We start from the raw sequence: 25880 nt of genomic DNA on the forward strand, positions 1-25880 counted from the left end.
TGTATCTCATAGTTCTAATAATAGCAATAATGGACATATAAAAGCAAGTTAAAGTCTATATTATCATTAATTTTTTAGAAGAATTCGTTAACATTTGATAGCCATTCTCAGTCACTAAAATATCATCCTCAATTCGAACCCCACTAAGGTTTGGTACATAAATCCCTGGTTCAATTGTAATGACGTCGCCTGCTTGCAAAACACTGTTTGAATCATCCAATTTAATATTAGGTAATTCATGAATTGATAGGCCAATTCCATGCCCAATCCCATGATTAAAATATTTACCATATCCTGCATCGGCGATTGTTTCATTAGCAACTCTAGCTAATTCACTTAATTTTATTCCCGGTTTAATTAATGAAATCACTCGTTCTTGTGTCGTTAAAACAGACTCGTAGATATGTTTTAATTCATCAGATATCGATCCCACGGCGATGGTCCTTGTGACATCAAATGTATAGTTCTCGTAATAATAGCCAAAATCTATCGTAATCAGATCCTGGTCTTGAATCTTTCGTTTTGAAACCGTTGCATGTGGCCATGTTGAATGAATACCGCTTGCTACAATTGTTTCAAAAGATTCACTCATAGTACCTAAATTTTTGATATAACTATCTAGCCGATTAGCAATTTCAATTTCTGTTTGACCAACTTCAATCGTCGACACAATATAATTGAAAGCTTCATCAGCTAATTTTCCTGCTTTTATTAATTTTATCTGCTCATCCTTATCTTTAACACGTCGTAATTCGTCAACAATATTAGTAAATGGCACCAAATCACTAACAAGGATTTCATCTAATTGATCATACTCTAAAAATGATATTGATGATTCAAATCCCATAACTGTTAATCCTTTTTCACTAATTATGTCAGATACAGCACCCAGATAATCACGCGTAAATTTTATTTCTAATTTTTTATCATGATTTTCTAGTGCCAATTCAAATCTTAGGTCAGTGATTAAAAATTGTTGTGTATCAGTAATTAACAATACACCATCACCTTCAAAACCACTTAAATAAAATATGTTTGTCGTATCCGTCACTAGAAATGCATCAATCGAGAGTTTCTCAAAAGTTGATTGTAATTGTTTAATTCTATCAAAATTCATTTAAACACTCCTTTTATGTACAAAAAAAGGAAATCTCTATCATAAAATGAAGAGGTTTCCTTTGAGTTATTATTATTCAGCTACAGGGTATACAGAGACTTGTTTCTTATCGCGGCCTTTACGTTCGAAGCGAACGATACCATCGACTTTAGCAAACAAAGTATCATCTCCACCTTTACCAACGTTAACACCAGGATAAATACGTGTTCCACGTTGACGATAAAGAATTGAACCACCTGTTACTTCTTGTCCGTCAGCTCTTTTTGAGCCTAAACGTCTACCGACAGAATCACGGCCATTAGAAGTAGAACCCCCACCTTTTTTATGTGAGAAAAATTGTAAATTCATTAACATAATCAATGCACCTCCTTGTTATAGTCTTATTATTTAAGTGTTAATTTAATGTAATCTTGATAGTTTTGCTCAATTGACTGTAGTCCTAAAACTAAACTTTCTAAAAATAACTGTCCTGTAGCATCGTTTAACTCAGATTCTGATAGTTTAACTTTCATTAATCCACCATTATCTTCATCCATCTCAACATCAGGATTAAGTTTAGCAAGTTCGGTCAAACTATTAACTGTATTGATAGTCAATACCGAAACCGCAGCACACACAATATCTTGACCATATTCACCAGAATCAGCATGCCCTGTTATTTCAAACGCATCGATGATTTTGGCATCTCTCCGAGAAATAACTGCACGTATCATACTAGTAGCCTACTTTCAAAATTATGCGTTAATAGCATCGATAACAACCTTAGTATATGGTTGACGATGACCTTGTTTTGTATGAGAATGTTTCTTAGGTTTGTATTTGAAAGTAACAACTTTCTTTTCACGGCCTTGTTTTTCAACAGTACCAGTTACTGTAGCACCTTTAACAAAAGGAGCACCAATAACGGTTTTTTCGCCACCAACTAAAACAATTTCATCAAATGTAACTTTTTCACCAGCTTCTGCTGATAATTTTTCAATGTAAATAGCTTCTCCGGCTTCAACTTTAAGTTGTTTGCCACCTGTTTTAATAATTGCGTACATGTGTATTACACCTCCTTATAGATTACTTAGACTCGCCGTAATTTAGTGATCAGATTTAGACAACCTGACGCTTAAAAACTTAAAACGTGCGGTTGCAGTTGTGGTGTTCACAAATACAACGTTATTATAATATCAAATGTAACTTCTTAAGTCAACGTTATCCATCATTTTCAACAAAAAAGTTTGTTAAATTGACTCCGTTACTTGTATCAACGCCAGTAATTTCTTTTAAAACCTTAGCAACGTAGTGCGGTGTGTAGATCATATCGTCTCGTAACCAACGTTTAATGAAGCCTAGGTGCGCTGATGCAACATAGGATACTTGTAACTCGTTTGGTATCTTAGATACTTCAAAATCGCCTGCTAACTGTTCTCTAAAGTTATTTAAGTAGATAACTAGTCTATCATATACTTTATCAGAAAAAGCGACATCTTCTTGACTATTTAAAAGTACGCCAAACATCATTGATTCATCTTGTAAGTAGTTAAACACCCGATTTAAACAACAAACTTCAACTGGTTTCGAATAAACGTACGCTTTATCTGGTGATTGTTTTGACATAATCATAATGTAATCAAAAAAGTCATCTAAAATTTCATCCATTGCCCGATTAATAAAATCTTGTTTGTCATGATAATGCAGATAGAATGTTCCTCGAGTGACATTTGCTTCCTGAGTAATCTTTTGAACGCTAATATTTTCAACTTTGTAATGTTTCATGAGTACAACTAATGATTTTTTTAAATTTTGTCTTGTTCTCTTTACCCGTGGATCATTAGAATCAACCATTTTTCAACCTCTTTATTCATAATTAAATAGTCTTTATCTCCATTTATGTCTATTACTTTCTTATTATAGAACATTTCATCAAAACTTTCATTCATGTTTTTGATAATTTATAAGAGTTCTACCAATTTCCATTGACAAGTACCAGTATTTTATCATATACTATTAAATGTTGTTATGACTCGGTAGCTCAGCTGGATAGAGCATCCGCCTTCTAAGCGGACGGTCGTGAGTTCGAATCTCACCCGAGTCATAGATATCCATTCTAGACCGATTTATAAAAATAGGAATGCCTTTAAACGGGCGTTCCTATTTTTTTATTTAGGTGAAAACAGACTATAAAGGATAGAATGCTCAAAACATTTGTTGCATATTTGTTGCATGGATATTTTTATCAATAAATCTACTAAAGTATTAAAATATCAGGCGATAAGAAAGCATTTTCTGTCGGTAAGGCTGTTGGCAACGCTTTATATTGTATTACTGGAAAACACGTTAAAAATATCAAGCAATTACTTAAGCTTTAGTAAATTGTTTGAAATAAAACTATTAAAAAATCCCCTAACCTGTTGGTAGCAAGTTAGAGGGTATAAATATATTAACAAATAATTTTATCATATTTCTAGGAGTAGAGATATAGATTTCGGAGGAAATATATTCATGAGTACTACATTTACAATTATTTTTCTTATTGGTTTAGTTGTTTTTTTTACAGGTGTAACTTGGTTTATTGTAGCTTGGGGTAATAAAGCTTCTAATTTAATACCACTAATTTTATTGATTGCCGGTTTAGGCATATCAATTATTTCTTTTAGCGTGATGTCGGTAACATCTGATAAAGATTCGTCAGCGCGTTCATCGTCTAATTTTAGATCGTCAAGTGCTAGTGACTCGTCAGAATCAGATGATGATTCTAGTTATGATGACGATGATGATTCATATGTTGACGATGAATCTGAATCTGATTCAGAATCTGACGATGAGTCATACACTGATGATGAATCCGATTCAGAATCTACTTCATCTTTTGGCGATTCTGTAGATTTAACTGACGACTCAAAGATAACCGTTGACTCTGCTGAAAAAGAAACGTCAGTTCCTTTAAATGATGTTAAATCCGGTGATACACAAGTTGCTGTTAAAGTAACCGTTCAAAATAATGGTACAGGTCCACTAGATTTCAATGGTCAAAAGTTTGACGTCTATGATAGTGATGATACTATTGGGGAATTTAATTCAGAGACTTACTCTGGTAATATTCCAAATTCAATAGCTGCCGGAAAAAAAGCTGTAATGACATTATACTTTACAACTTCTAATGCTGGTCCGTTCTCTGTCACTTACGGGGACTCAACTTGGGAATAAATATTTAACTAATTTTAACGAGTGTATAGATACTTCAAGCAGGTGCAACTCCTGCTGCTCGTTTTTGTTTATCTACGTGCATAGGAATCACGTTAAAAGCTAAAAAGGAGAATATTATCATGAAAGTTTTTAATGTTAGTTTAGTTGTTAATGAAAATTGTATTACAGAATATGAACATTTTATTGATCCTCTAGTGACGCAATCAAAAAAAGAATCTGGTAATATTTCATACAATCATTTTAAACAATTAGGTGCCAACAATCGTTATGCAATAATTGAGCATTGGCAAGACCAAGACGCAGTTAACTTCCACAATGAAACAACTTATTTTAAAGAATTTTTAGCAGGCATCAATCAATTTGTAACTGAAGAATTACAAGTTATTGTAATGGACGCCTAACTACCCTTTCGACCACCAGTTAAGCTGGCTATGAGTGCAAGGCTCATTGGTCGTATTGCTACAAAATTTTAAAAATTTAAGGAGATTTAATTTATGGGAGCTACTTCAATTTCAGCCAGACACGCAAATACAACTCGTATAAAGGAAAAGTTGGTACCGTTTCTAAAAACCTGATTAATCGCCGTTTCTTTTCGGACCGACCTTATCAAAAACTAGCAACAGATGTTACAGAAGTCCGTTGGGGTGACGAAACAATCGATGAACGGGCCCATTTCACCTGTATTTATGATCTGTTTTCAGGCAAAATTCTAAGTCATCAGATTAGTAAACATCCAACAGTTAAATTTACAACAAAGGTTTTGAAACAAGCAATTGCAAAAATCCCAAAAGATTTAAATTATCGAACGACGATTCATTCTGACCAAGGATTCCAATATCAACACAAAAATTGGGTTACTATTCTCAAAAAATATCGTATTTTTCAGAGTATGTCACGTAAAGCAACATGTTTAGATAACGCTGCCATGGAAAGCTTTTTCCATATTATGAAAGCTGAAGCTTTCTATCAAAAAGAAACCGATACATATGAAACACTAGTTTCACAAGTACCGGTTTGGATAAATGACTATAATTTTTCACGAATTAAAATAAAATTGGGTTGTAAAAGCCCGGTTGAACACCGAATTTTTATAACCCAGAATGCTGCATAAAGCTTCGTCCAATATTTAGGGTTCACTTCATTTTATTATTTTTTATTATTGACTCAGCTTCTTCTTCTCCAGCCTCTATAGCCTTTTTTTGAGTATCTCGGATGATGTCTAAAATAAGCCCAAAAATATTCAAAGACGCCGTAAATACTAAAATTAAAACTATTCCTTTCAAATACAAAATTACTTCAAAATCAATAAAGGTTTCAAATGATATTAACATAGTACTAATTGATATTCCAACTATGGTTAGCCATAAAAATGAAGTCCACATAAATGGTGTGAATATTTCAACAAATACGTTTTTTAATTGAGTATCTGTTTTAGAAACTAAATATATGTGTCCTAAATTATCTATATCAAAGATACTTTTAACCGCAACAAATAATGCGAATGTAAAAGATAATCCGGTAACAGAAATACCCAATAAGCTTGAAACTTCATAATTAACATTAATAATATCCGGAAAAAATAAATATATTATTGTAAATATTACATTTATCGAAATTCCAATTTTAGAGTATATATTGCATATAGTTGCTCGTTTTGAAGTCCATAATGCTCTCATCAATGATTTATTATCTACCATACTATCACCTATTTATGAAAATTTTTATTAACTATTACAGGTACAATTTTCATTATACTCATTGCCCTATGTTTTATCGATTTAAGGTATCCTCGCTTAGCATCTTCACCCAATTGTTTACTTAACTCTACTGTATTTACTTTTTCTCCTCTAGGGGCACTATATATTTTTTTCACATCTTCAGCATTTATACGTTTTCGACTAGCAAGGTCCCTATCTTCAACTTGCTGGGCACCATTAGGATAGACAAGATGTACTGTTACTCTTGCATAATCTTGCTTAATGCTAACGCTATCTTGAACTGCATTAACTGATACAGCACCCATATTGGTATTTTCTGCTGTATTTATAAATGATTCTATTCTTTCAGACATACTAATAGCTTCTTTCAAACTTTTGTCATTAGTAGAAATTAAAATTTTTTCAGTTTCCAATTCATAAAAAAAATTCACTCCAGCATTTATATATTCTTTATCCTGAATATACCGTATTATTTTTCTAGCCTCTAGCATCATTTTACGACCATGTCCGTAACGTCCGTACCCTTTTAAGTTGCCTATTATATCATCTTCTAAAACATCATCTAATGATTCTTTTAAAAATGGATATTTTTTAAGTAATTTGTCCATTTTTGTTCTCATTTCAACTTTTGTAACGCCCAAAAATTCTTTTGTCCATAAAATGCCCGAATTTTTTTCATAGTTTTCTATAACAGCAAAATATTCCTCTTCTATTTTTTTAGATTGAGCAACAAATTCTGTATATTCTATAGATTTGGATAATTCTTCTTTAACATCAGTATCCTTAAAAATAAAATTTAAATATGTTCCCCTTTCAAATCCATTAGGTATTCCAAAACTATTAGTTAGATCATCCTTTATTACATTATGTTTAAGCTGTTTCCAACCTTCTGATTTTCTTTCAACGTAAGTTCTAATTATATTTGGTGCTAAATTTAATTTAAATACATAATAATTGTCCAAATAGTTACTCCTCCAAATAATTTATACTCGCTCTATTATTAAACAATAAAAAAGACAGGTAAACAATACCTTTCTCATGTGTGTATAAATATTTGGATTAGAGATTAATAACTGATATCAAAATATCATATTACTAATATAACAGATTAATCACTTCAATTTGTTCACTAAATGTTCACTTTTTGAAATCATGTAAGTCTTCAATTAAGAATGAATCAGCAAACTGTAAGCATGCTCGATTCTTGTAAAAACTGTATCTCGTCTTTTCATATCCTAAATCATCCATTTCAATATCATTTTATTTATTATCTTCTGCAATATAGACATCTATTAATATTTTTCTACTAATAGTGTCACAACTCTTTAAAGCTACTAGAACATTATTAATAACTTGCTCAGCATAGATACGTTTAGTTATGGTCTCTTCGTGTTGATTGTTCCCTGAGGTACTTTTTAGGCATATCCATGATAATTGGCGACTTAATTCCGCTAATATCCTTCTGACTATATCTCTGCATTTTTGGTAACCATACTTTAAAAAAACGTTTAACCTTATTAATTGTAGATTTTTCATTGACTTGTGGGAATAGTTCGTTAAATGAAGATATAGCATTTCCCCCTTTACGTTTGTTATAATCATTGCCAGTCAGAGTAATAGTTGTATGTATAAGTCACCTTACTAAGTGGGTTTTATGTTATCTAAATCATTAATGAAACTCAAGTAGTGTAATTTCTCTGATTACTTCATTCTTCTCCTAAATGGTCAACTCATGAATAGTATCAATAACTGCGCTACCTTTATAAGAAAAATTATTGTTAAATTTGATAATCATCTGAGGAACGTCATTCTGATTAGAGCAACGCATTAACTCATCCCTGTAAATTTTTTTGATACGTAGTCATCTGTTAACAGAAACTATTAGTCCTATAGTTTCTACTGAATGTACCACTATTTAAATATCATTTATTCAACATTCTATAGCTTTGCTATTCAGATCCAGCAATTTCATAAATAGTCAGTATTAGTTAAAAACAAAATACTGAGTTTACAATAACAGTTCTGAATTAGTAAGATATTAACCTAAACAAATACCTAGCCTTCATTTAAATAATTAATTTATCACCCAAGAAAATTTTGATGCATTTTAATAATAAAAATCATCCACAAGTTTATTTTCACCAACACCAAACATTTTTACCTACTCCCAGTTGTTATAATTTGTAGAATAACTGATAATTAGTTATTATAGAGAGGCATAAAAAAGTTTGGAGGAATTAGAATGAAATTATTAAATGATAGCACTCTAGAAAAAATCGGGAAGTTTGCAAGTATTTTATCTATCTTAATGTATGTCTCATACATCCCACAAATCATTTCCAACCTTAATGGTAGCCAGGGTAATCCTGTTCAGCCCTTGGTTGCCTGTATTAATTGCATATTTTGGACTGTCTATGGCGTATGTGGTAAAAATAAAGACTGGCCTATATTCTTTGCAAACGTACCGGGTATCTTTCTAGGCGCCATCGCTTTCTTCACTGCCTTATAAAATATCATATACATAAAATAGAATACTTACGTGCAGATAGGGAATCACGTTAAAAGCTCCATACGGGGGAATTCTTCATGAAACTAAAAATTAACACTGCAGCAGGTACTTTCGATATCATAAATACTATATTAGTAGCCTTTTCTTGGCTTATCGTTATTTTAACTGGTATCAATAAATCTACTGTAACATCACACGCTGTCTCTGGAACATCAACCTTAACTAGCGGTACAGCTATTTTCTTTTATATTATGCTAGGAATTGGCCTTATTCTTCACATTGTTGCACTTGTTCAATCAAGAAAAGCTGATATCTCTATTACTGGCCATGTTCTTGGTATTATTGGTTGCGGTTTATTTCTTTTATCAATGGTTTTTGCCCTTCCTACATTTATTTTATTAATCATTGCAGCAGTTTTCACACTCAAACAAGCTCCTGCTAAGCACTAATAAACAAAATTTAACATAAATTTCTAACGAGCGTATAGATACTTTTAGTAGGTGCGATTCCTACTGCTCGCTTTGCACCATAAAAATATTGGGGGATTTAAAATGAAAAAATTTATTAGCTTACTAGGGGTTCTAAGCGTATCAATGCTACTATTGTCTGCTTGCGAATATAGTTATAATTCTGATTCCAGTTCTAACAAAAATAGCTCTTCTTCTCAACAGTCGTCTGCATCATCCAACACAAAGGCCTCATCTTCTAAGGCCAAAGATTCTTCTAAAGAATCTTCATCATCTACTAAGAAGACATCTTCTTCTGAGAGCTTTGATATTAATGATAGTACTTCGTCTGCTAAAGACGTTCATATTCATGAATCTGAAGATGGTGCTGATTTTAATTTTGATACTGGTTCTTGATTTTTTACTTAAGTTAATTTTAAAAGAGATTAGTCTCATTCAAATAAAAACTGTTATTCAGTTATTAACACAAAAAAGCCTTCAATATTGGACAAAAATCCAATGTCGAAGGCTTTTCTTTATTAAAATTTAAAATACGAATTATTAATGATTCCTTATTTACGACGCTCAGTTGTAAATTAATTACTAATAATACGATACCAAGCTCTTAAAATTCAGTAACCTGCTTAAATTTTTGTCCAATATTATTGGTTAGCTCCAATTTAAGACTGTTTTAATTAATAATTATTTTCTTGTCTTTCAATATTTTCCATATTTTTTTTAACAAATTCATTTTCAATATCATTCCAAGACAATTTTAAATCAACTAACCCGAATTTAATAAAAAGATGCCAAGCATGTTTAAAATCTTCTAATTTATGACTAAATAAACTTTTAGAAATCATTAATTTTAACGATAAAAAGACTTTATTCAATGACATTGTCATAGGCTTTTTTGCAAAATCATCCATCTCTTCGTCACTAATTAATAATAAATAGGTCCATTTATTTTGATTGGCAATATTAAAAAAGAAACTCATTGCATCAACATATTCTGAGAGTACTGTCTCTTCATGCGTTTTGCCTTTTTCCATTTTTTGTCCACGATTTTCTTTCCAGACTTTAAACCATTCAACCGTGTTGGCTAATTCTGATAGTTCAACATCCAAGCTCACATAGGCGTTAAACAATCTCTCTTCAGGACTCCATCTAATTTTTTTATCTTGAATAACATCCCGATCAAAGCTTCGTTCCATTTGGATCATATCTGTTAAGTTCACTAAATTTTCCTCCAAAAAAATCTGCCCACTAGTAACTAACGGACAGACATTTTTTTATTATTTAAAAATCAAGGGATCTGATTTAATACTTAATTCATTTATATTATTCAAGTACCAATTTCTAATGAAAGGTTCATTCAACAAAATATCGAACCATGAAATTTCTTGGGCAGCATCCATAACAGCAACGACCCATTTTTCATTATCACTCTCACCCATTTGTTGTTGATCATAAATTGTTATTTCAGATTTAGCTAATTTTAAAACAGCACTATTATTTGCGCCTGCTTCAACCATTAACTCATTTTCTGAAGCAAGTACAAATAATTCATCGATAACACTTCGTTTAAGTATATCTTCAGACAATTCGTATCTTGCTGGATTACCTGAATCCAATAGATTAAGATCAACGCTAAATCCATAATCTTCTTTTAAATACGTCGCAAAATCAATTAACATCATTTCAAGATATTTAATCGATTTTGCGTCTAATTTTTCCAAGTAACTAACAATTAAGACATTTGTAATAGCTGTACTATTAATTCGAATCATTCTTTTACGTAAATTTAAATAAAATAAAGATTCTCCTGATTCTTGTGCAACATAATAAGCGCCATCATTATCATCAATTTTAAAGGAAAAACTATCTACGACATTAATCCCAGGTATTTCATGGACAAGTGCTTTTCTAGGCTCTGAGAAGTGTAAAATAGCCGTTTCATTATCATGCAAGTCCATTAAACGGTTAAAGAAGAGTAAACAATAATCTGCAGCACTATATTTTTGCGGGAATGTTAAATAATTAGTGTCAAGTTGATAACCCATCAAACTCATTGCGGCATCAATCAACTCAACTTTATCCTGGGTATTCATTAAAACATCTAATGTTTCCGTAAATTTAATCCCATTGTTCAGACTTAATTTAATTTGTTCATTAAAGTTTACTAAACGCGATTTTGTAGAAACTAACTGCTTTTCTTTTTCAGCCATTATTCAGTCACCTGTCCTTTTTGACTAATTAAGTGAGATAAATAACTGTAATATAAGGCATCATTTTGTTTAGTGAATTTTTCAAAATCACCAAATATACCAATAACACTTTGTCTTTCATAACCAATCAACGTATCTTCTTTGGCTAAACTTAAAACATCAGTCTCACTTGATTTAATATCTTGATATGCACTGCTGGCTTTTTCATCCATCTCAGTTAACTCTGTTAATCTTTCTTTTAACACGCGACGTTCTTCACGAATACGTCCAGCATCCCAAGGACGCCCTTTTTCTTGTGAATTACGTTTCATATCTTCGCGAATTTTGTCTTTTTCAGCGTCACGTTCATCCTGAGAATCAACTAATTCTTGACGTTCTTTATTTTGAATTGATATTTGATTAATTTTATCTGTATTAACACGTTTATTCGTTTCTTCCAATTCAAAAGACTTAGCTAATTTAGCTAGTTCTTCTTCATCAAATTTAAATTCAACATTTAAAACGTCTAAATAGCCAAATTCTTTTCGATCCCACCAATTACCAAAATGAATTTTGAATTTTCCAACTTCCATTTCTTCAAAATAGAAGAATGGATACGTATCACGTAAATATGAGATAAGTTTCAAACTTAAATATTGTTGAATTTGTGGATAATCTTTAATGACCAACTCTTCTTGAATGGCAGATTCCGAAACGCTTCTTTTCTTTAACACTAGTTGTGCGTAACGAGATTGGTTAATGAGTTGATAAACTAATCGATCATCTTCTTGTTTAATCGCCTCTCTAAGTTGATTTAAGTACTCAACTTTTTTAGATAGAGTGCGTTCGATATTGTTTGTAGCTTCACTGTGATCCGATAAATTAAATTGATTGTCTTTTATCATAGTTTACCCCTTATTCATATTTAATGATTATTTTTTTTACTATGTATTGTGATTTTTCTTTGCATAATCAAAAAAACTAAAACAATTTTACTTGTCCTAGTTTCATTATCAATCATTTAGTTAGTCATTTCAAACCTTTATTACACTTTTTTTAATAAAGTTCTAAATATTGATCTCTTTCCCATTCAGAAACTTCTTGACGGTAAGCAGCCCATTCTAATTTTTTGGCTTCAATAAAGCTTGGATATAAATGAGGACCCATTGCTTTTTCCATGATATCATCTTTTTCCAATGCTTTAATGGCATTGTGTAGTGTCGATGGTAAGTCACTAATATGATTATCTTGGCGTTCTTGACGGTTCATTACGTAAATATTTCTATCAACAGATGCAGGTGGTACAACTTTATTTCTAAGTCCATCAAGTCCTGCTTCTAAAATAGCCGCAATAACAAGATAAGGATTAGCAGTTGCATCAACACTTCTTAACTCTAATCGAGTTGATAACCCACGAGCCATTGGTACACGAACTAATGGCGATCGGTTACGTCCAGACCAAGCAACATAAACAGGTGCCTCAAATCCAGGGACAAGACGTTTATATGAGTTAACTGTTGGATTAGTAATTGCTGTGTAACCACGTGCATGTTGTAATAAACCACCTAAGAAGTGGTAGGCATCTTCAGATAATTGCATCTTATCTTTTTCATCAAAGAATGCATTACCATCTTTATGAAATAATGACATATTAATATGCATCCCTGAACCATTAATTCCATTCAATGGTTTTGGCATAAATGTCGCATGTAGACCATGTTTTCTAGCTACCGTTTTAACGACTAATTTAAATGTTTGGATGTTATCACAGGCTTGTAAAGCATCTGCGTATTTAAAATCAATTTCATGTTGGCCAGGTGCTACTTCATGATGAGAAGCTTCAACATCAAAACCCATGTTTTCAAGTTCTAACACGATATCTCGACGACAATTTTCACCTAAATCAACTGGTGCTAAATCAAAATAGCTACCTTTATCGTTTAATTGTGTTGTAGGTTTTCCCGTTATAGGGTCTAATTTAAATAAGAAAAATTCTGGTTCAGGTCCAATATTAAATTCAGTAAACCCTAAATCATTCATTTCTTTTAAGACACGGATAAGGTTATTTCTTGGATCACCTTGGAATGGTTTACGTTCAGCGTTATAAACTTCACAAATAATACGCGCAATTTTTCCATGTTCATGTTCCCATGGGAAAATCATCCAAGTTGATAAATCTGGGTATAAGTACATATCACTTTCTTCGATTCGAACGAATCCGTCGATTGAAGAACCATCGAACATTAATTTGTTTTCTAATAATTTGTCTAGTTGGCTAATCGGAACTTCCACGTTCTTAATAATTCCGAATAAATCTGTAAACATAAGTCTTAAAAATTTAACGTTCTCTTTTTTTGCCATTGTAACAATGTCATCTTTAGTGTATGCAGCTTTTGCCATTTTATCTCTCCTCAGTATTTATAATTTATAGACGCTTGTTTGTGTTAAAAGAAGGATCGTCAGGATTTTTAAGTCCACTAACTGAAAGAAATTCATTTTGAAAAATATGTCTAACATCATTATCTGTCAAAGGCTTTTCTAACAATTTGCGTTGCTTTTTAGCCTGTGCTTCCTTTTCAAAATAAATTTCTTTAATGCCAACCATATTCATGCCTTCATCTAAATAATCTTTAATTTCAAATAACTTATCAATATCATTCAGTGAATACATTCTGCGATTACCATCATTTCTTTGGGGCATAATTAACTCCTGCTCCTCATAATAACGAATTTGACGAGCCGTTAAGTCCGTTAATTTCATTACCGTTCCAATTGGTAATACCGCTAATGATCGTCTGAGTTCCTTCTCTTTCATAAACAAGCCTCCTTTTTAATTACATCCTTATAGTAACAAGGAAATAAATGACTGTCAACGTACAATGTTAGATTTTATAACATAGCTTACAGTCGATTGTTCAATAGAATGTTTTTTCAACTGCAGCTGTAACTGCTAACTTAACATGCGCATACGTTAACCCACCCTGAACATAAAGCGTATAAGGTTCTCTTATTGGACCATCAGCTGACAATTCGACACTAGCACCTTCAACAAAAGTACCCGCAGCCATAATAACTTTATCTTCATAACCAGCCATATCACTTGGTTTTGGTTCAACATATGCATCAACGGGAGATTCACGTTGGATAGCTTGAGCAAACTTAACCATTGGTTCTGGTTTACCAAAGTTAACCGTTTGAATGAGATCAGTTCTTGGTGCATCCCATTTTGGTGACACATCTAATCCCATTTTTTCAAGTAATGCACTCGTATAGATAGCACCTTTAATTGCCTCACCTGTTACATGAGGTGCTAAAAAGAACCCTTGAATAAAATCTCTCATAACATTTAAGGTGGCGCCCTCTTCATTACCAGTACCAGGTGTTGTTAGGCGGTAACCAGCTTTTTCAATTAAATCAGCACGTCCAACGATGTAACCACCCGTTTTAGCTAAACCACCACCAGCATTTTTAATTAGTGACCCTGACATGATATCAGCACCTACCTCTGTTGGTTCAATTGTTTCAGAAAATTCACCATAGCAGTTATCGATAAAAATAATCACATCTTTTGAAATTTTACGAACTTCTTTAATCATCTCAGCAATTTCAGATACCATAAAACTATCTCTAGTTGCATACCCACGAGAACGTTGGATTGCAACAACTTTAACCTTATCCGTTAACTTTTCTTTTAAACCATTAGAATCCATATGATTGTCAGCCGTTAATGGGACGTAATCAAACCCGATACCATATTCTTTCATTGAACCAATACCCGTTCCAGAAATACCAATAACTTCCTGAATCGTATCGTATGGCATCCCAGTAATATATAATAAATCGTCCCCTGGTCGTAACATACCAAAAAGGGCTGTTGAAATTGAATGCGTTCCTGAAACAATTTGTGGTCTCACCATTGCCGCTTCTGTTTTGAAAACATCTGCATAGATACGATCAAGTCCATCGCGGCCGATATCGTCGTATCCATATCCTGTTGATCCGGCAAAATATGTTTCAGAAACATTATTTTTCTTAAAAGCTTCCAAGACTTTTTGTTGGTTAAACAAAACCTGTTCATCAATTTCTTTTAGTCTTGGTTCAATTTGAGTATCAACTTCTCCTACAACATTTGCTAACTCCTGTGATAAATTATCTATCCATTTTTGCATATATTCTTCTCCTTATGACTTTTGTCCTTTTAACCAATCCACTATTTGTATTTCTATTTTACTTAGTTGTTCCGGATGCTCGATTAAATCAAACCAGTTAACTGCCATTTTATTTCTAAACCAAGTTAATTGTCGTTTTGCGTAACGCCTTGAGTTGCGTTTTATTAACTCTGTCGCTTCATCAAGTGATTGTTTTTCTTCAAAATAAGCATATAGCTCTTTATATCCAATACCTTTACTAGCTGGTAAATCATTGGTTTTTTGGTTAAAAAGCCATTTTGCTTCATCAATCAGCCCGGAACCAATCATAAGGTCAACTCGACGATTAATCCGATCATATAGCACTGACCTATCAGTCGATAACCCAATAATAAAGGGGTTAAACTCATCCGTTTTTTGATCCGCTTGCGCCGAAAACAATTGATTTGATTTTTTAATAACCTCTAATGCCCTGATTACTCGTAGCGTATTATTAACTGGAATTTTTAATGCTGCATTTGGATCTAAGCTTTCTAATTCTTGCCAAAGTGCCTCAGGACCGATTTTTTCACTACGTTCTTGTAATTCTTTTCTTAAATTTAAATCGTCGTCATTATCTGTTCCCAATTGAAAATTATCAAGTAATGCCTGTAAATAAAATCCGGTCCCACCAACAATTATTGGTAATTTCCCTCTAGAGGCAATATCACTAATTGCTGCGCGACTTTCGACTGTAAAATCAGCGACTGAATAACGTTCATCACTATTCTTGTGATTAATTAAATAATGTGGAATTCCATCCATCTCATCTTCTGTAATTTTAGCCGTCCCTATATCTAATTTCCGGTAAACTTGCATAGAATCGCCTGAAATAATCTCACCATTAAATTTTTTTGCTAATTTTATCGATAAATCAGTTTTACCAACTGCAGTTGGCCCAACAATTAACAATACTTTTTGCGTCATTTCTAATCTCCTTGAATATCTTTTCGTACTTCTATTGCTTTTGCAGGAAAATCTGTAAAAATGGCATCATATTTCTTTTTAAAACAATAAGTCATATCCTTAACTGAATTAACTGTCCAAGGGCGAATCAGTAGCTTTGGCCAAAATAAGCCATGTCGTTCTCTCAGCCAGGTCACATCAGGGTGTAAGCTAGTGATTAAATGATGCTTAGCCAATTGACGCGACTCTTTAATTTTAAATTGGAATAAACTCGCGAATTCTGCATCAGGATTAATTTTTTGCATTCTACGAATTGAGTTTGGATTAAAACTAGAATACAAAAGATGAATATCTGATGGTAATTGTTCCATTTGTTTATTTACAAGTTCTTCTATACCTTGGTATTCTATATGATTCGTTTTTAATTCTAAATTAAAAGTGCCTTTAAAGTTGTTATCTTTTAACAACTCAATTACTTCTTTTAATGTTGGAATTTGTTCACCTTGATAGTCAGAACTGAATTTAATTCCTGCATCTGCTTTTTTTAATTCCGCTAGTGTCAGATTTACTACCTTACCTGTTAAATTTGTGGTCCTATCAATTTTTTCATCATGCATAATGATTAGTTCACCATCTTTAGACAACTGAACATCAGTCTCAATGCCGTCGGCTCCTGCATCTATTGCGGCCTGAAAACTAACTAACGTATTTTCTGGTCTGGTTCCCTTACTTCCGCGATGCGCATAAATTTTGGTCTGCATATACAAGTCACCCCTAACTTTCAAAAATTATTATATCATTAATCGTAAAATAGCGGTGCTTTTAGTGGCAATTTTAGATTGAATAAGTCATAATAAAGATGTCAAATGAATAAGGAGGTCTACATAATGAAAAACTTTTCAAAAGGTTTCTTAGTCGGAACTGCTGCAACTGTAGGCGCATTAGTTGGTAGCGTCTTTGCCTTTAAAAAAACTGTTGTTGCACCCATCGAAGAAAAAGAACAAATGATTGAAGAAAACCGTAAACGTGCAACACGTAAGAGCCGTTCATCACACCATTCATAAACTAATAAAAGCATTGAAGAATTTTCATTCCTCAATGCTTTTTCTTTTTAGCGTTTTTTTGTTCTACCATCCCATTTTGAAAAACCTGTTTTCAAAATAGTAATATCTGTATAGCCTTGTTTGTGTAATTTATAGGCTGCTCGAGTACTAATCGATTTACCTTGGTCATATAAGTAAAGAGGTAAATCTTTTCTTAAACCACCAATCGCTGTTTTAAATTGAGAATAGGGAATATTTCTTGCTCCCATAATATGAGAAGCATCAAATTCACTTTTTTCACGTAAATCAACAACTTGCGCCTTACGCATACCTTCATTAAATTCTTCATTTGTTACTAATTTAGCTGCACGGCGACCCATATACCAAAGATAAAATTGGTTACCAGCTAACCCAACTAAAATAATAATCAAAATGATATTAATTATTAAACTAACCTTTACTGCTCCTAAAATCATACTAGTTCTCCCCTCAATTATTATTTAATAAACTGACGAGCAAGTGAAGCGGCACCAATAACGCCAGCTTCATTTCCTAATTGTGCTAATTTTAATGATGTTGATGAACGAACTGTTGGGAATGAAAATTGTTTAAAGTATTTAGTAACTTGATCTAATAGGAACGTTCCAGCAGCAGAAACACCGCCACCGATAACAATATATGCTGGATTTAACATATTACCTAAGTTACCACAAGCTAGTCCAAGATAATACGATACCTTATCAACGACCATTTTACCTAAAACATCATTCTCTTTAGCTAAATCAAAAACTAATTTAGATGTAATTTCTTGTCCGTCATCTAACATTTCTTTTAATTTTGATTGGCCAGCAAACTCTTCAGCCATATCACGAGCTACACGTACAACACCAGTAGCTGAAGCATATTGTTCTAAACAACCATGCTTACCACAAGTACACATGTAGCCATTAGGTTCAACTGTAATATGTCCAACTTCGCCACCAGCACCAGCAACACCATGTAATAATGCACCGTTAGCGATAATACCGCCACCAACACCAGTTCCAAGCGTGATGAAGGCAACTTCATCATCATTTTCGCCAGCGCCTTTCCAACGTTCACCTAAAGCAGCAACGTTGGCGTCATTATCAATAGCAAATGGAATTTGTGTACCGGATTCAATATCTGCTTGAACATTTTGCAATGTTTTCCAGTTCAAATTATATGCACCAATAACAGTTCCATCTGCACGATTTACTGTACCTGGTGAGCCCATACCAATTCCAACGAATTGATCAGCAGTCATATCAAATAGTCTGATATGGTGATTAATTGAAGCAATGATATCTGGCACAATATGTGAGCCTTCATCAAGAACGTTTGTTTCAATACTCCATTTTTGTTGAATATCGCCTGTTTCAGTTAAAATAGCGAATTTAACTGTTGTGCCACCTAAGTCGACACCAATTAATTTTTTTTCAATTACCATTATTCAAATTCCTCCACTTACACTCTCAATTATTTTGTTCTTCAACTCGATGTTCATGAGATAGTACAATTTTAGCTCTAGCATAGATTTTGTCATCAATCACTCCTGATCGATGTAAATTATCTAATTCCAATGCCATTAATTCAATATCCCACATACGTTTACCAACATAAACGTACACACCAAATTGTTTCAATAGTTGTTGGACATCATACAAATTTTTCAATTAACGGTCACCACCTTAAACTAGATACTATTAGAAATTCCAATTTTAATCAGAATTAAATTGATAATAATTAAAATAACGAATGCAGCTATCTGTTTAATATGACTGATTCGTGCCAATCTTGGTGCGCCTACAGTCGTTGCGATTAAGAATCCAGATAAAATACCGCCAATATGAGCTGCATTATCTGTACTTGACGACATAAACCCAAACGCAAGATTTAACACAATGAATAGTAAAAATTGCTGCGACATTTGTCTAAAATAGGCACTTTTTCTAAAATTATCACCTAACATTAGGAATGCCCCAAATAAACCAAAAATAGCACCACTAGCGCCTGCCGAAATAGTATCTGGACTGAACGTGAAACTTGCAATATTGCCAGCAATTCCAGCAAGCAAATAAATGCCTGTAAAACGCCAATGACCAAATAACATCTCAATTTGGATACCAATAAAATACAATGTAACCATATTAAGGACAATATGTTCAAATCCAATATGTAAAAATATGGGATTAAATAATCGCCACCACTCGCCGTCCATGATCAGTGGATTATATTTAGCGCCAAATTCAATTAATACATTTGTGTCTTGACTACCACCAGCAAGTGTCATTGCGATGAAAACAATTGCTGATAATCCAATAAAAAAGTACGTCATAAATGGTGTATTTTTGTATTTTGCCAAATTCATAGATAGCTCCTTATTTCATATAAAAATTTACAAAATAACGTTTACAAGATTTTATTTCAACTAGTATAAAAGTTATTTAAAACAAAAAAACAACAGGAAAATTCCCGTTGTTATTTTGTTTCGCGATGTAAAGTAACCTTACGATCACGTGGGCAAAATTTATTAAGCTCAACACGATCTGGATTATTACGTTTGTTTTTACTTGATAGGTATGTCCGTTCATGACATTCCGTACATTCTAATGTAATGTGTACACGCATGGTTGCAACCCTCCATATATTTCTTCATAATTTCATAAGACAATTAGTCTTTAACGTCTTATATAATATCATTATTAATAAGTAAACGCTAGTGTTTTTTTTTATTTGTTAAGGAAATTTACTTTACAGCAATAAAATCAGGTATTAGATGACTTATTTCCTTAATATTATTTATCAGATTCAACAGTTTTCCAAAATGCTGAATAAATTGAAACTGCTGCCTGACCATTCACAGCACTACCTGTATTATTAGCCATTCCAGGGAAAACGAGTGCAACGACCACTTTAGGCTTGTTAGAAGGTGCATATGAAGCCAAACTAAGTGCTTCAGTTTCAGATGTTCCATAGAATGTTTGAGCAGTACCTGTTTTAGCTGAAATTGATGGTGTTACATCACTCATCGCATTCCCAGTTCTCAATGAACTTGATCCATGAACAACCTTATAAAATCCTGATTGAACAACATCAAATTCTGATTTTGTTGCGTTAACTGTACTTAAAATATTAGGTGTCATTTCAGTTTGAACAGAACCTAAAGAACCATCCTCATTTGTTGAACGAATCGCTTTTACAATTTGTGGTTGTAATCTTGTACCACCATTAGCCATCGTTGACATGTATTGCGCTAATTGAATAGTTGTATATGAATCATAATTTCCGAAAGATAAATCAAGTGCTTTACCAATATTTGTTTGGTTAGCTACACCCTCAAAACCAGTTGACTCACCAGGTAAATCAACACCTGTTTTGATACCAAGTCCGAATTGATTAAAGTAACCACGCATTTTGGGGAAAATTGAATTCGACATATCCAGTGAAGAACCACTTGAATATTTGAATCCGCCTTCTCTCATTGCTAACTGCATCATGTACGAGTTAGAAGAAACCATTAATGCATCAGAAGCTGTTAACGCAACGTTAGCTGAACCAGATGTATTAAACCATGATGACTTAGGAGCTGTCCCAGCAAGCTTAATAGGTTCATCAGTTATGGTATTGCTAGTTGGTGTAATTGCCCCATCCATCATAGCTCCCATAACCGTAGCACCTTTTACAACAGAACCCATGGTAAATACTTGATTAATCGACCCTAAAGCATCATCCGTAATCTTACCTGTTTTAATATTTCGATTAACACCGGCCATTGCATAAACGGCACCTGTATTTGGGTTCATGACAACTGCGTAGGCCCCTGGATTATAAGGATTGCTTCCAGCAATTGATTTCACACTATCGTTCATAATCTTTTGAACTTGAGCTTGGAATTTAGCGTTAATATTTAAGACGAGATTATCACCTTTTTTACCACTATATTCTTGTACTTGTTTTACTATTTTACTATTAGCCACTTCAACCTTAGTTTGTGACTTTGTTCCTTTTAAAACATCTTCATATTGTTTTTCTAAATAACTCTGACCAACACTATCATTTCGTGAATAACCTTCAGTCATTAACGTTTCCACGCTATCACTAGGTAGCCCAGTAGCTTCACTAGTGACATTTCCGATGATACTGTTCATACTTTTACCATTTGGGTAACTTCGTGACCAGTTAGTTCCTATTTTAATCCCATTCATCCCTGATAAATGTTCACCTACTTCAGCCATCTCCTTATCGGAAACATCAGAGGTTTTTAAGTAAACAGTTGATAATGAATAAGCACCCGTCATTTTCCCAAAAACAGTAGCAGCTTCTTTTTCTTCATCAGTTAATGAATCAATGTTATTTTTAACAGCATATGCTACTGTCAATGTATTAAAATCAGTAGTTGATAATTTGTTTAACTCAGCAGATGTTAAATTTTTTTCTTTTTTTACAGCAGCAGTGACAGCTTTTAAATGCCCCTTATCCGCTAAGTAGTAATCAGCAGCATTGCGGTCTGTTAATTTACTCGTATCAATACTGACATAGGTTACTAAGTTATTAGCTATCTTATATAAATCAGGCGATAGGATACCTGATCCTTTTGTATAAGTAATTGCTCGAGAAGAATTATTACCAACTAGAACCTTACCTGTTGAGTCATAAACCATCCCACGCTGTACATTCTTAGTTTCTGTTGTCGTATCCGTACTATTAACTGTCGCTTCAAATGAAGCTCCGTTTAAAATTTGTAAATAGGCTAACTGCGCCAGTAATGCTGCAAAAAGTAGGAAAACAATAAAAAACAGGAAATTTAATCTAAATGGAATATGTGATTTATTTTGTTTGCTTCGACCTTGTTTTGTTTTTGGAAGTTTCACGTTTAATTACCTCTCACTGTATCATTATTAGTCTTTTAATTCGTATAAATATATCATTTACCATATTACCACATTTTTAAGATTCATTGGCCCAATAAACAGGCTAACAATTTATATTATAATAAAAACTTTAATAATCAGATTAAATATATTTTTATCTGCTGCTGATTTATGCGGTAAAGTCCCAAATATGCTATTCTTATTACCATACATTAATAGTCAGAGAGGTTTTAAAATGGTTAAGCTTAAAAATTATCTTAAAAAGAATCATGTACTCCTTCTAAGTTTCCTTATTCCTTTATTCATTATGCTTTGTTACTTTATTGGCCGCAAAATGTATCCTTTTGGGAATAGTTCTCTATTAACTGTTGATTTAGGTCAGCAATATATTGATTTTTTCTCTTATTTTAGAGCCACACTTCTCCATCATCCTACTAGTTTTTTCTATTCATTTTCACAAGCAATTGGTGGTGATATGTTAGGTGAGTGGGCATACTACTTAATGAGTCCTTTTAATCTTATTTTCTTAGTATTTCCAGGAAAATCAATTTTAGCGGGTGTTATGGTAGTCACCCTTTTAAAATATGCCTTATCAGGCCTTACGTTCGGTTTATTATTAAAGAAAACAACAAGAATGACTTCACTTTATATCCCATTATTTGCCACAGCGTATGCGCTAATGGGTTGGACGATTGCTAACCAACTTAATTTATTATGGTTAGACGCTGTTATTCTATTACCTTTAGTTATTTTAGGCTTTGAAAAATTACAGTTGAATTCAAAAAGTTGGGCTTATACTTGGTGGCTTGCGTTACTTTTAATCGTTAACTATTATATGGGTTATATGGTCTGTCTTTTTATGATTTTATATTTCTTATATACAACAAGTCGTGTATCTCTATCAGTTAAACAATTTTTTAAAAAATCATGGATTTTCATCTATAAATCTCTAGTTTCTGTAGCAATTTCAGCAATTATCCTCTTTCCAACTCTATTCTCATTGCTTTCAAGTAAGGGAGAATACACGGAAGAATCTATTAAAGCAAAAATTGAATATAATCCTTTAGCGATGCTTTCAAAATTTGTGATTGGTTCATTCAATTTTGATCAAATGCCTTCTGGTTTCCCTAATATTTTTGTAGGGAGTTTGGCTTTAATTGGTTTTATCTTATATTTCATGAATAACCGTTTTTCAATTAAAGAACGGGTTGTCTCTTTTTTAATCACAAGTTTCTTGATCCTATCGATGTGCTTTGAACCTTTAGATTTACTATGGCACGGAATGCAATTTCCAGTTTGGTATCCTTATCGTTTTTCATTTGTATTTTGCTTTTGGATTATCCTTTTAGCTGCTCAACAATTTGAGTACTTTAATCCTATAAAATTCTGGAAATTGAGTATTGTAGGTCTTTTATTCATCGGAATGTTTACGTACTTATTTATATCAAAAGAATCTTATAGTTATTTATCTGATGAAACTTTATTCCTATCAATTTTATTTATTCTTTTAACGTTAATTTTAATTCAGTTCCAAGATCATGCATCACCTTCATTCAAATGGTTGTTATTTGCAAGTGTAATAGCTGAGATGTCATGTAACGCTGTTTATTCATTAGATAACATTAGTTATTTATCTACAAGTGAATACGACGTGTCAACGACTGCCCTAGCAACTGAAAGTAAATCGTTAAAAAAAATTGATAATTCTTTCTATCGTGTCGCACAAACATACAGTCGGACTAAAAATGATGCCATGTCAGCTGATTTTTTCAGCGGTTCCCATTTTAGTTCTGCTTTTTCAAAATCAATCCCAACTTTTTACGGTAAGATAGGACAACCTGATGGTGATAATTATGTCACTTACTCAAATGGTACCTTGGTAACAGATGCCCTATTAAATATGAAGTACGTTTTTACACCAAAACAATTACGGACTTCTAAGGCATTGGACACACAGTTAGAAACATTGACACCACTAACTGAAAAACCTGATACAGCTTACTATAGACCTGTCTCAAATAACTCGTTAACTGAAACGGTTAAAAATCCGTATGCTTTATCAATTGGCTATGCAGCAAATGATACTATATTGACAAACAAGAATAAAACAACTAACCCATTAAGATATCAGTCTGATTGGTTATCTGCTCTAACCGGTATTAATAACGATGCTTTATTTACACCAATTAATTTTAATACTGTCAATTTTGATAACGTTGGTTCACAAATTAATTTAACAAATTCTATTCTAACAAAAACGAAACTAAATAAATCTGGACTAGTCACTTTCACATACACACCAACAACAAACGATGCTTATTATTTAACCTTAGGTTCAGGATTAAGTACTGATAATGTTTTATTTAAATTAAATGGTCACGAATTAAAACAATATAAAACGTATCGAAATACAGTTGTTGTTAATATTGCATCCAATAATAAAGGTAAAAAAATAGTTCTGACAGCTAAATTAAAGAAAAGAACCCTTTTCTTAGAAAACTTTACGCTTTATCAAATGAATGTTAATTCATTTAAATCCCAAATTAAGCAACTAAAATCTAGTGAATTAAACGTTACAAAATACAATCAACATTCAATCACAGGTTCAATATCAGTTAAACGTAATCATCAAGTCGTCTTTACAACGATTCCATACAGTAAAGGTTGGCATGTTAAAGTTGATGGTAAATCCGTAGCAACTAATAAATCATTGAATACTTTTCTCAGCTTTAAAGTTGCTAAGGGAAATCATACCGTTAAACTTATCTATTGGCCACCATACATGGGTATTGGTTTGATCGTCTCAATTTTGGCTATTCTCTTGATACTTATTAAGCCAATTATCGTTCACACAAAAAGATTGATTAAATAGTTTTTGTATAATACAAAAGGACAAGATTGCAATATGCAATCTTGTCCTTTTATTTAGTCTTGTTCATTTTTTCATCAAATTCTGTGACAGCTTTTGTTTCACCAATAATCAGTACCTGATCATTTGGTAAAATAATTTGATCTGCTAATGGTGAAATAATCATTTCTTTACCACGTCTAATACTGATTACATTTAAATTAAATGTTGATCTGAAATTTAATTCATCTAATGTCTTATTAACATATCTCGGATCTGTCATATCAATTTCTGCCAATCGGTAATCATCATCTAAATCTAAGTAATCTAACAAATGATTAGAACTTAATGCCCTACCCAACTTGATTCCCATATCTCGTTCAGGATGAACAATATGATCTGCCCCAACCTTTTGGAGTACACGAGCGTGATATTTATTCAATGCTTTAGCCGTTACGACAGGAACACCTAATTCTTTAACCATCAATGTGACTAAGATACTTGCTTGAATATCTTCACCAATTGCGACAATCACATGATCAAAATTACGAATACCGATTGATTTTAAAGCTTCATCATCTTGTGCATCGGCAACAACAGCATGTGTTGCAATATCCATATAATCATTTACACGAGCTTCATCCCTATCAATAACTAAAACTTCTTGCCCATACTCAATCAACGTTTCGCAAACACTCGCACCAAATCGACCTAAACCGATTATTGCAAAATTCTTTTTCAACTTATCTCACCTACTTAATTTAATAAAAAAAGACTAAGTAACAAATGATTTGCAACTTAATCTTTTATAT

At 32.7% G+C, this 25880-nt stretch carries 29 protein-coding genes, 1 tRNA gene, 2 pseudogenes and 1 other annotated feature; of the genes and pseudogenes, 9 read left to right on the forward strand and 23 right to left on the reverse strand.

Features of this window, described 5'->3' with window-relative positions:
- Nucleotides 1-55: 55 nt before the first annotated feature.
- From AC1RPG_RS02965 to AC1RPG_RS02985, 5 genes are all read right to left on the reverse strand, one after another.
- Nucleotides 56-1117 (reverse strand): M24 family metallopeptidase, encoded by a 1062-nt coding sequence (locus tag AC1RPG_RS02965; protein WP_481761243.1) that lies wholly within the window; start codon nt 1115-1117, stop codon nt 56-58.
- Between the two features lie 72 nt (nt 1118-1189).
- Nucleotides 1190-1477: a 50S ribosomal protein L27 gene (gene rpmA, locus AC1RPG_RS02970; protein ID WP_083478911.1), complete on the reverse strand. Its 288-nt coding sequence runs from the start codon at nt 1475-1477 to the stop codon at nt 1190-1192.
- 23 nt (nt 1478-1500) lie between these two features.
- Complete coding sequence (locus AC1RPG_RS02975) at nt 1501-1830, reverse strand: ribosomal-processing cysteine protease Prp (RefSeq protein WP_409022633.1); 330 nt, start codon at nt 1828-1830, stop codon at nt 1501-1503.
- Between the two features lie 21 nt (nt 1831-1851).
- Entirely contained in the window at nt 1852-2160 is a 309-nt protein-coding gene (gene rplU / locus AC1RPG_RS02980; protein WP_409022634.1) for a 50S ribosomal protein L21, read from the reverse strand.
- Nucleotides 2161-2178: 18 nt separating this feature from the next.
- Nucleotides 2179-2264 (reverse strand) — a sequence feature (ribosomal protein L21 leader region).
- Nucleotides 2265-2317: 53 nt separating this feature from the next.
- The gene (locus tag AC1RPG_RS02985) at nt 2318-2950 is read right to left on the reverse strand and encodes a TetR/AcrR family transcriptional regulator (protein ID WP_409022635.1); all 633 of its coding nucleotides are present in this window, start codon (nt 2948-2950) and stop codon (nt 2318-2320) included.
- Between the two features lie 176 nt (nt 2951-3126).
- On the opposite strand from AC1RPG_RS02985, the gene AC1RPG_RS02990 reads away from it, so the two are divergent.
- The 4 genes and pseudogenes from AC1RPG_RS02990 to AC1RPG_RS03005 form a co-directional block, all read left to right on the forward strand.
- Nucleotides 3127-3200: transfer RNA gene (locus AC1RPG_RS02990), tRNA-Arg, on the forward strand.
- Between the two features lie 407 nt (nt 3201-3607).
- Complete coding sequence (locus AC1RPG_RS02995; RefSeq protein WP_481761242.1) at nt 3608-4312, forward strand: DUF4352 domain-containing protein; 705 nt, start codon at nt 3608-3610, stop codon at nt 4310-4312.
- Between the two features lie 119 nt (nt 4313-4431).
- Nucleotides 4432-4713, forward strand: a complete 282-nt coding sequence (locus AC1RPG_RS03000; RefSeq protein WP_481761241.1) for a putative quinol monooxygenase — start codon at nt 4432-4434, stop codon at nt 4711-4713.
- A gap of 116 nt (nt 4714-4829) precedes the next feature.
- Nucleotides 4830-5423 (forward strand): annotated as a pseudogene (locus AC1RPG_RS03005) (IS3 family transposase); the annotation flags it as partial.
- A gap of 22 nt (nt 5424-5445) precedes the next feature.
- Here the strand turns inward: AC1RPG_RS03005 and AC1RPG_RS03010 are convergent.
- On the reverse strand, nt 5446-6009 hold the full coding sequence (locus tag AC1RPG_RS03010) for a hypothetical protein (protein WP_481761240.1): 564 nt from the start codon (nt 6007-6009) through the stop codon (nt 5446-5448).
- 8 nt (nt 6010-6017) lie between these two features.
- Complete coding sequence (locus AC1RPG_RS03015) at nt 6018-6992, reverse strand: hypothetical protein (RefSeq protein ID WP_481761239.1); 975 nt, start codon at nt 6990-6992, stop codon at nt 6018-6020.
- A gap of 1280 nt (nt 6993-8272) precedes the next feature.
- On the opposite strand from AC1RPG_RS03015, the gene AC1RPG_RS03020 reads away from it, so the two are divergent.
- The 3 genes from AC1RPG_RS03020 (at nt 8273) to AC1RPG_RS03030 (ending at nt 9402) form a co-directional block, all read left to right on the forward strand.
- On the forward strand, nt 8273-8539 hold the full coding sequence (locus tag AC1RPG_RS03020; RefSeq protein ID WP_481761237.1) for a SemiSWEET family transporter: 267 nt from the start codon (nt 8273-8275) through the stop codon (nt 8537-8539).
- A 77-nt stretch (nt 8540-8616) separates the two neighbouring features.
- The gene (locus AC1RPG_RS03025; RefSeq protein ID WP_409022645.1) at nt 8617-8988 is read left to right on the forward strand and encodes a transporter; all 372 of its coding nucleotides are present in this window, start codon (nt 8617-8619) and stop codon (nt 8986-8988) included.
- Between the two features lie 144 nt (nt 8989-9132).
- Nucleotides 9133-9402: a hypothetical protein gene (locus tag AC1RPG_RS03030; protein ID WP_481762174.1), complete on the forward strand. Its 270-nt coding sequence runs from the start codon at nt 9133-9135 to the stop codon at nt 9400-9402.
- 278 nt (nt 9403-9680) lie between these two features.
- Here AC1RPG_RS03030 and AC1RPG_RS03035 read toward each other — a convergent pair whose 3' ends face one another.
- From AC1RPG_RS03035 to AC1RPG_RS03070, 8 genes are all read right to left on the reverse strand, one after another.
- Nucleotides 9681-10223: a dUTP diphosphatase gene (locus AC1RPG_RS03035; RefSeq protein WP_481761235.1), complete on the reverse strand. Its 543-nt coding sequence runs from the start codon at nt 10221-10223 to the stop codon at nt 9681-9683.
- 57 nt (nt 10224-10280) lie between these two features.
- Nucleotides 10281-11213: a hypothetical protein gene (locus AC1RPG_RS03040; protein WP_481761234.1), complete on the reverse strand. Its 933-nt coding sequence runs from the start codon at nt 11211-11213 to the stop codon at nt 10281-10283.
- On the reverse strand, nt 11213-12097 hold the full coding sequence (locus tag AC1RPG_RS03045) for an exonuclease SbcC (RefSeq protein WP_481761233.1): 885 nt from the start codon (nt 12095-12097) through the stop codon (nt 11213-11215). Before AC1RPG_RS03045 ends, AC1RPG_RS03040 begins: the two co-directional genes overlap by 1 nt.
- A gap of 151 nt (nt 12098-12248) precedes the next feature.
- A complete protein-coding gene (glnA, locus tag AC1RPG_RS03050) occupies nt 12249-13592 on the reverse strand; it encodes a type I glutamate--ammonia ligase (protein ID WP_409022650.1) in 1344 nt (447 codons plus the stop codon).
- Nucleotides 13593-13617: 25 nt separating this feature from the next.
- Complete coding sequence (locus AC1RPG_RS03055; RefSeq protein WP_481761232.1) at nt 13618-14007, reverse strand: MerR family transcriptional regulator; 390 nt, start codon at nt 14005-14007, stop codon at nt 13618-13620.
- A gap of 100 nt (nt 14008-14107) precedes the next feature.
- Nucleotides 14108-15361 carry a methionine gamma-lyase family protein gene (locus AC1RPG_RS03060; RefSeq protein ID WP_481761231.1) on the reverse strand — a complete coding sequence of 418 codons (1254 nt, stop codon included), beginning with the start codon at nt 15359-15361 and terminating at the stop codon, nt 14108-14110.
- Nucleotides 15362-15373: 12 nt separating this feature from the next.
- Complete coding sequence (gene miaA, locus AC1RPG_RS03065; RefSeq protein ID WP_481761230.1) at nt 15374-16306, reverse strand: tRNA (adenosine(37)-N6)-dimethylallyltransferase MiaA; 933 nt, start codon at nt 16304-16306, stop codon at nt 15374-15376.
- A gap of 2 nt (nt 16307-16308) precedes the next feature.
- Nucleotides 16309-17046, reverse strand: a complete 738-nt coding sequence (locus AC1RPG_RS03070; RefSeq protein WP_481761229.1) for a glycerophosphodiester phosphodiesterase — start codon at nt 17044-17046, stop codon at nt 16309-16311.
- A gap of 126 nt (nt 17047-17172) precedes the next feature.
- On the opposite strand from AC1RPG_RS03070, the gene AC1RPG_RS03075 reads away from it, so the two are divergent.
- Entirely contained in the window at nt 17173-17349 is a 177-nt protein-coding gene (locus AC1RPG_RS03075; protein ID WP_409022655.1) for a DUF3042 family protein, read from the forward strand.
- A gap of 47 nt (nt 17350-17396) precedes the next feature.
- On the opposite strand, the gene AC1RPG_RS03080 is transcribed toward AC1RPG_RS03075, so the two are convergent.
- The 7 genes and pseudogenes from AC1RPG_RS03080 to AC1RPG_RS03110 form a co-directional block, all read right to left on the reverse strand.
- Nucleotides 17397-17804, reverse strand: a complete 408-nt coding sequence (locus tag AC1RPG_RS03080) for a rhodanese-like domain-containing protein (protein ID WP_481761228.1) — start codon at nt 17802-17804, stop codon at nt 17397-17399.
- A 20-nt stretch (nt 17805-17824) separates the two neighbouring features.
- Nucleotides 17825-18790: an ROK family glucokinase gene (locus tag AC1RPG_RS03085; RefSeq protein WP_481761402.1), complete on the reverse strand. Its 966-nt coding sequence runs from the start codon at nt 18788-18790 to the stop codon at nt 17825-17827.
- Between the two features lie 31 nt (nt 18791-18821).
- Nucleotides 18822-19022: a YqgQ family protein gene (locus AC1RPG_RS03090; RefSeq protein WP_409022657.1), complete on the reverse strand. Its 201-nt coding sequence runs from the start codon at nt 19020-19022 to the stop codon at nt 18822-18824.
- 20 nt (nt 19023-19042) lie between these two features.
- Nucleotides 19043-19717: a rhomboid family intramembrane serine protease gene (locus AC1RPG_RS03095; RefSeq protein WP_481761227.1), complete on the reverse strand. Its 675-nt coding sequence runs from the start codon at nt 19715-19717 to the stop codon at nt 19043-19045.
- Nucleotides 19718-19827: 110 nt separating this feature from the next.
- On the reverse strand, nt 19828-19977 hold the full coding sequence (gene rpmG, locus AC1RPG_RS03100; RefSeq protein ID WP_057973409.1) for a 50S ribosomal protein L33: 150 nt from the start codon (nt 19975-19977) through the stop codon (nt 19828-19830).
- Nucleotides 19978-20144: 167 nt separating this feature from the next.
- Nucleotides 20145-21218: a penicillin-binding transpeptidase domain-containing protein gene (locus tag AC1RPG_RS03105; protein WP_481762408.1), complete on the reverse strand. Its 1074-nt coding sequence runs from the start codon at nt 21216-21218 to the stop codon at nt 20145-20147.
- A 108-nt stretch (nt 21219-21326) separates the two neighbouring features.
- A pseudogene (locus AC1RPG_RS03110) lies at nt 21327-22220 on the reverse strand (peptidoglycan D,D-transpeptidase FtsI family protein); the annotation flags it as partial.
- 235 nt (nt 22221-22455) lie between these two features.
- Here AC1RPG_RS03110 and AC1RPG_RS03115 point away from each other — a divergent pair.
- Nucleotides 22456-25092 (forward strand): YfhO family protein, encoded by a 2637-nt coding sequence (locus tag AC1RPG_RS03115; RefSeq protein WP_481761225.1) that lies wholly within the window; start codon nt 22456-22458, stop codon nt 25090-25092.
- A gap of 49 nt (nt 25093-25141) precedes the next feature.
- On the opposite strand, the gene AC1RPG_RS03120 is transcribed toward AC1RPG_RS03115, so the two are convergent.
- Nucleotides 25142-25810: a potassium channel family protein gene (locus AC1RPG_RS03120; RefSeq protein WP_481761224.1), complete on the reverse strand. Its 669-nt coding sequence runs from the start codon at nt 25808-25810 to the stop codon at nt 25142-25144.
- Nucleotides 25811-25880: the final 70 nt, after the last annotated feature.

The organism is Dellaglioa sp. CoH-57-MRSF-18, assembly GCF_056781995.1.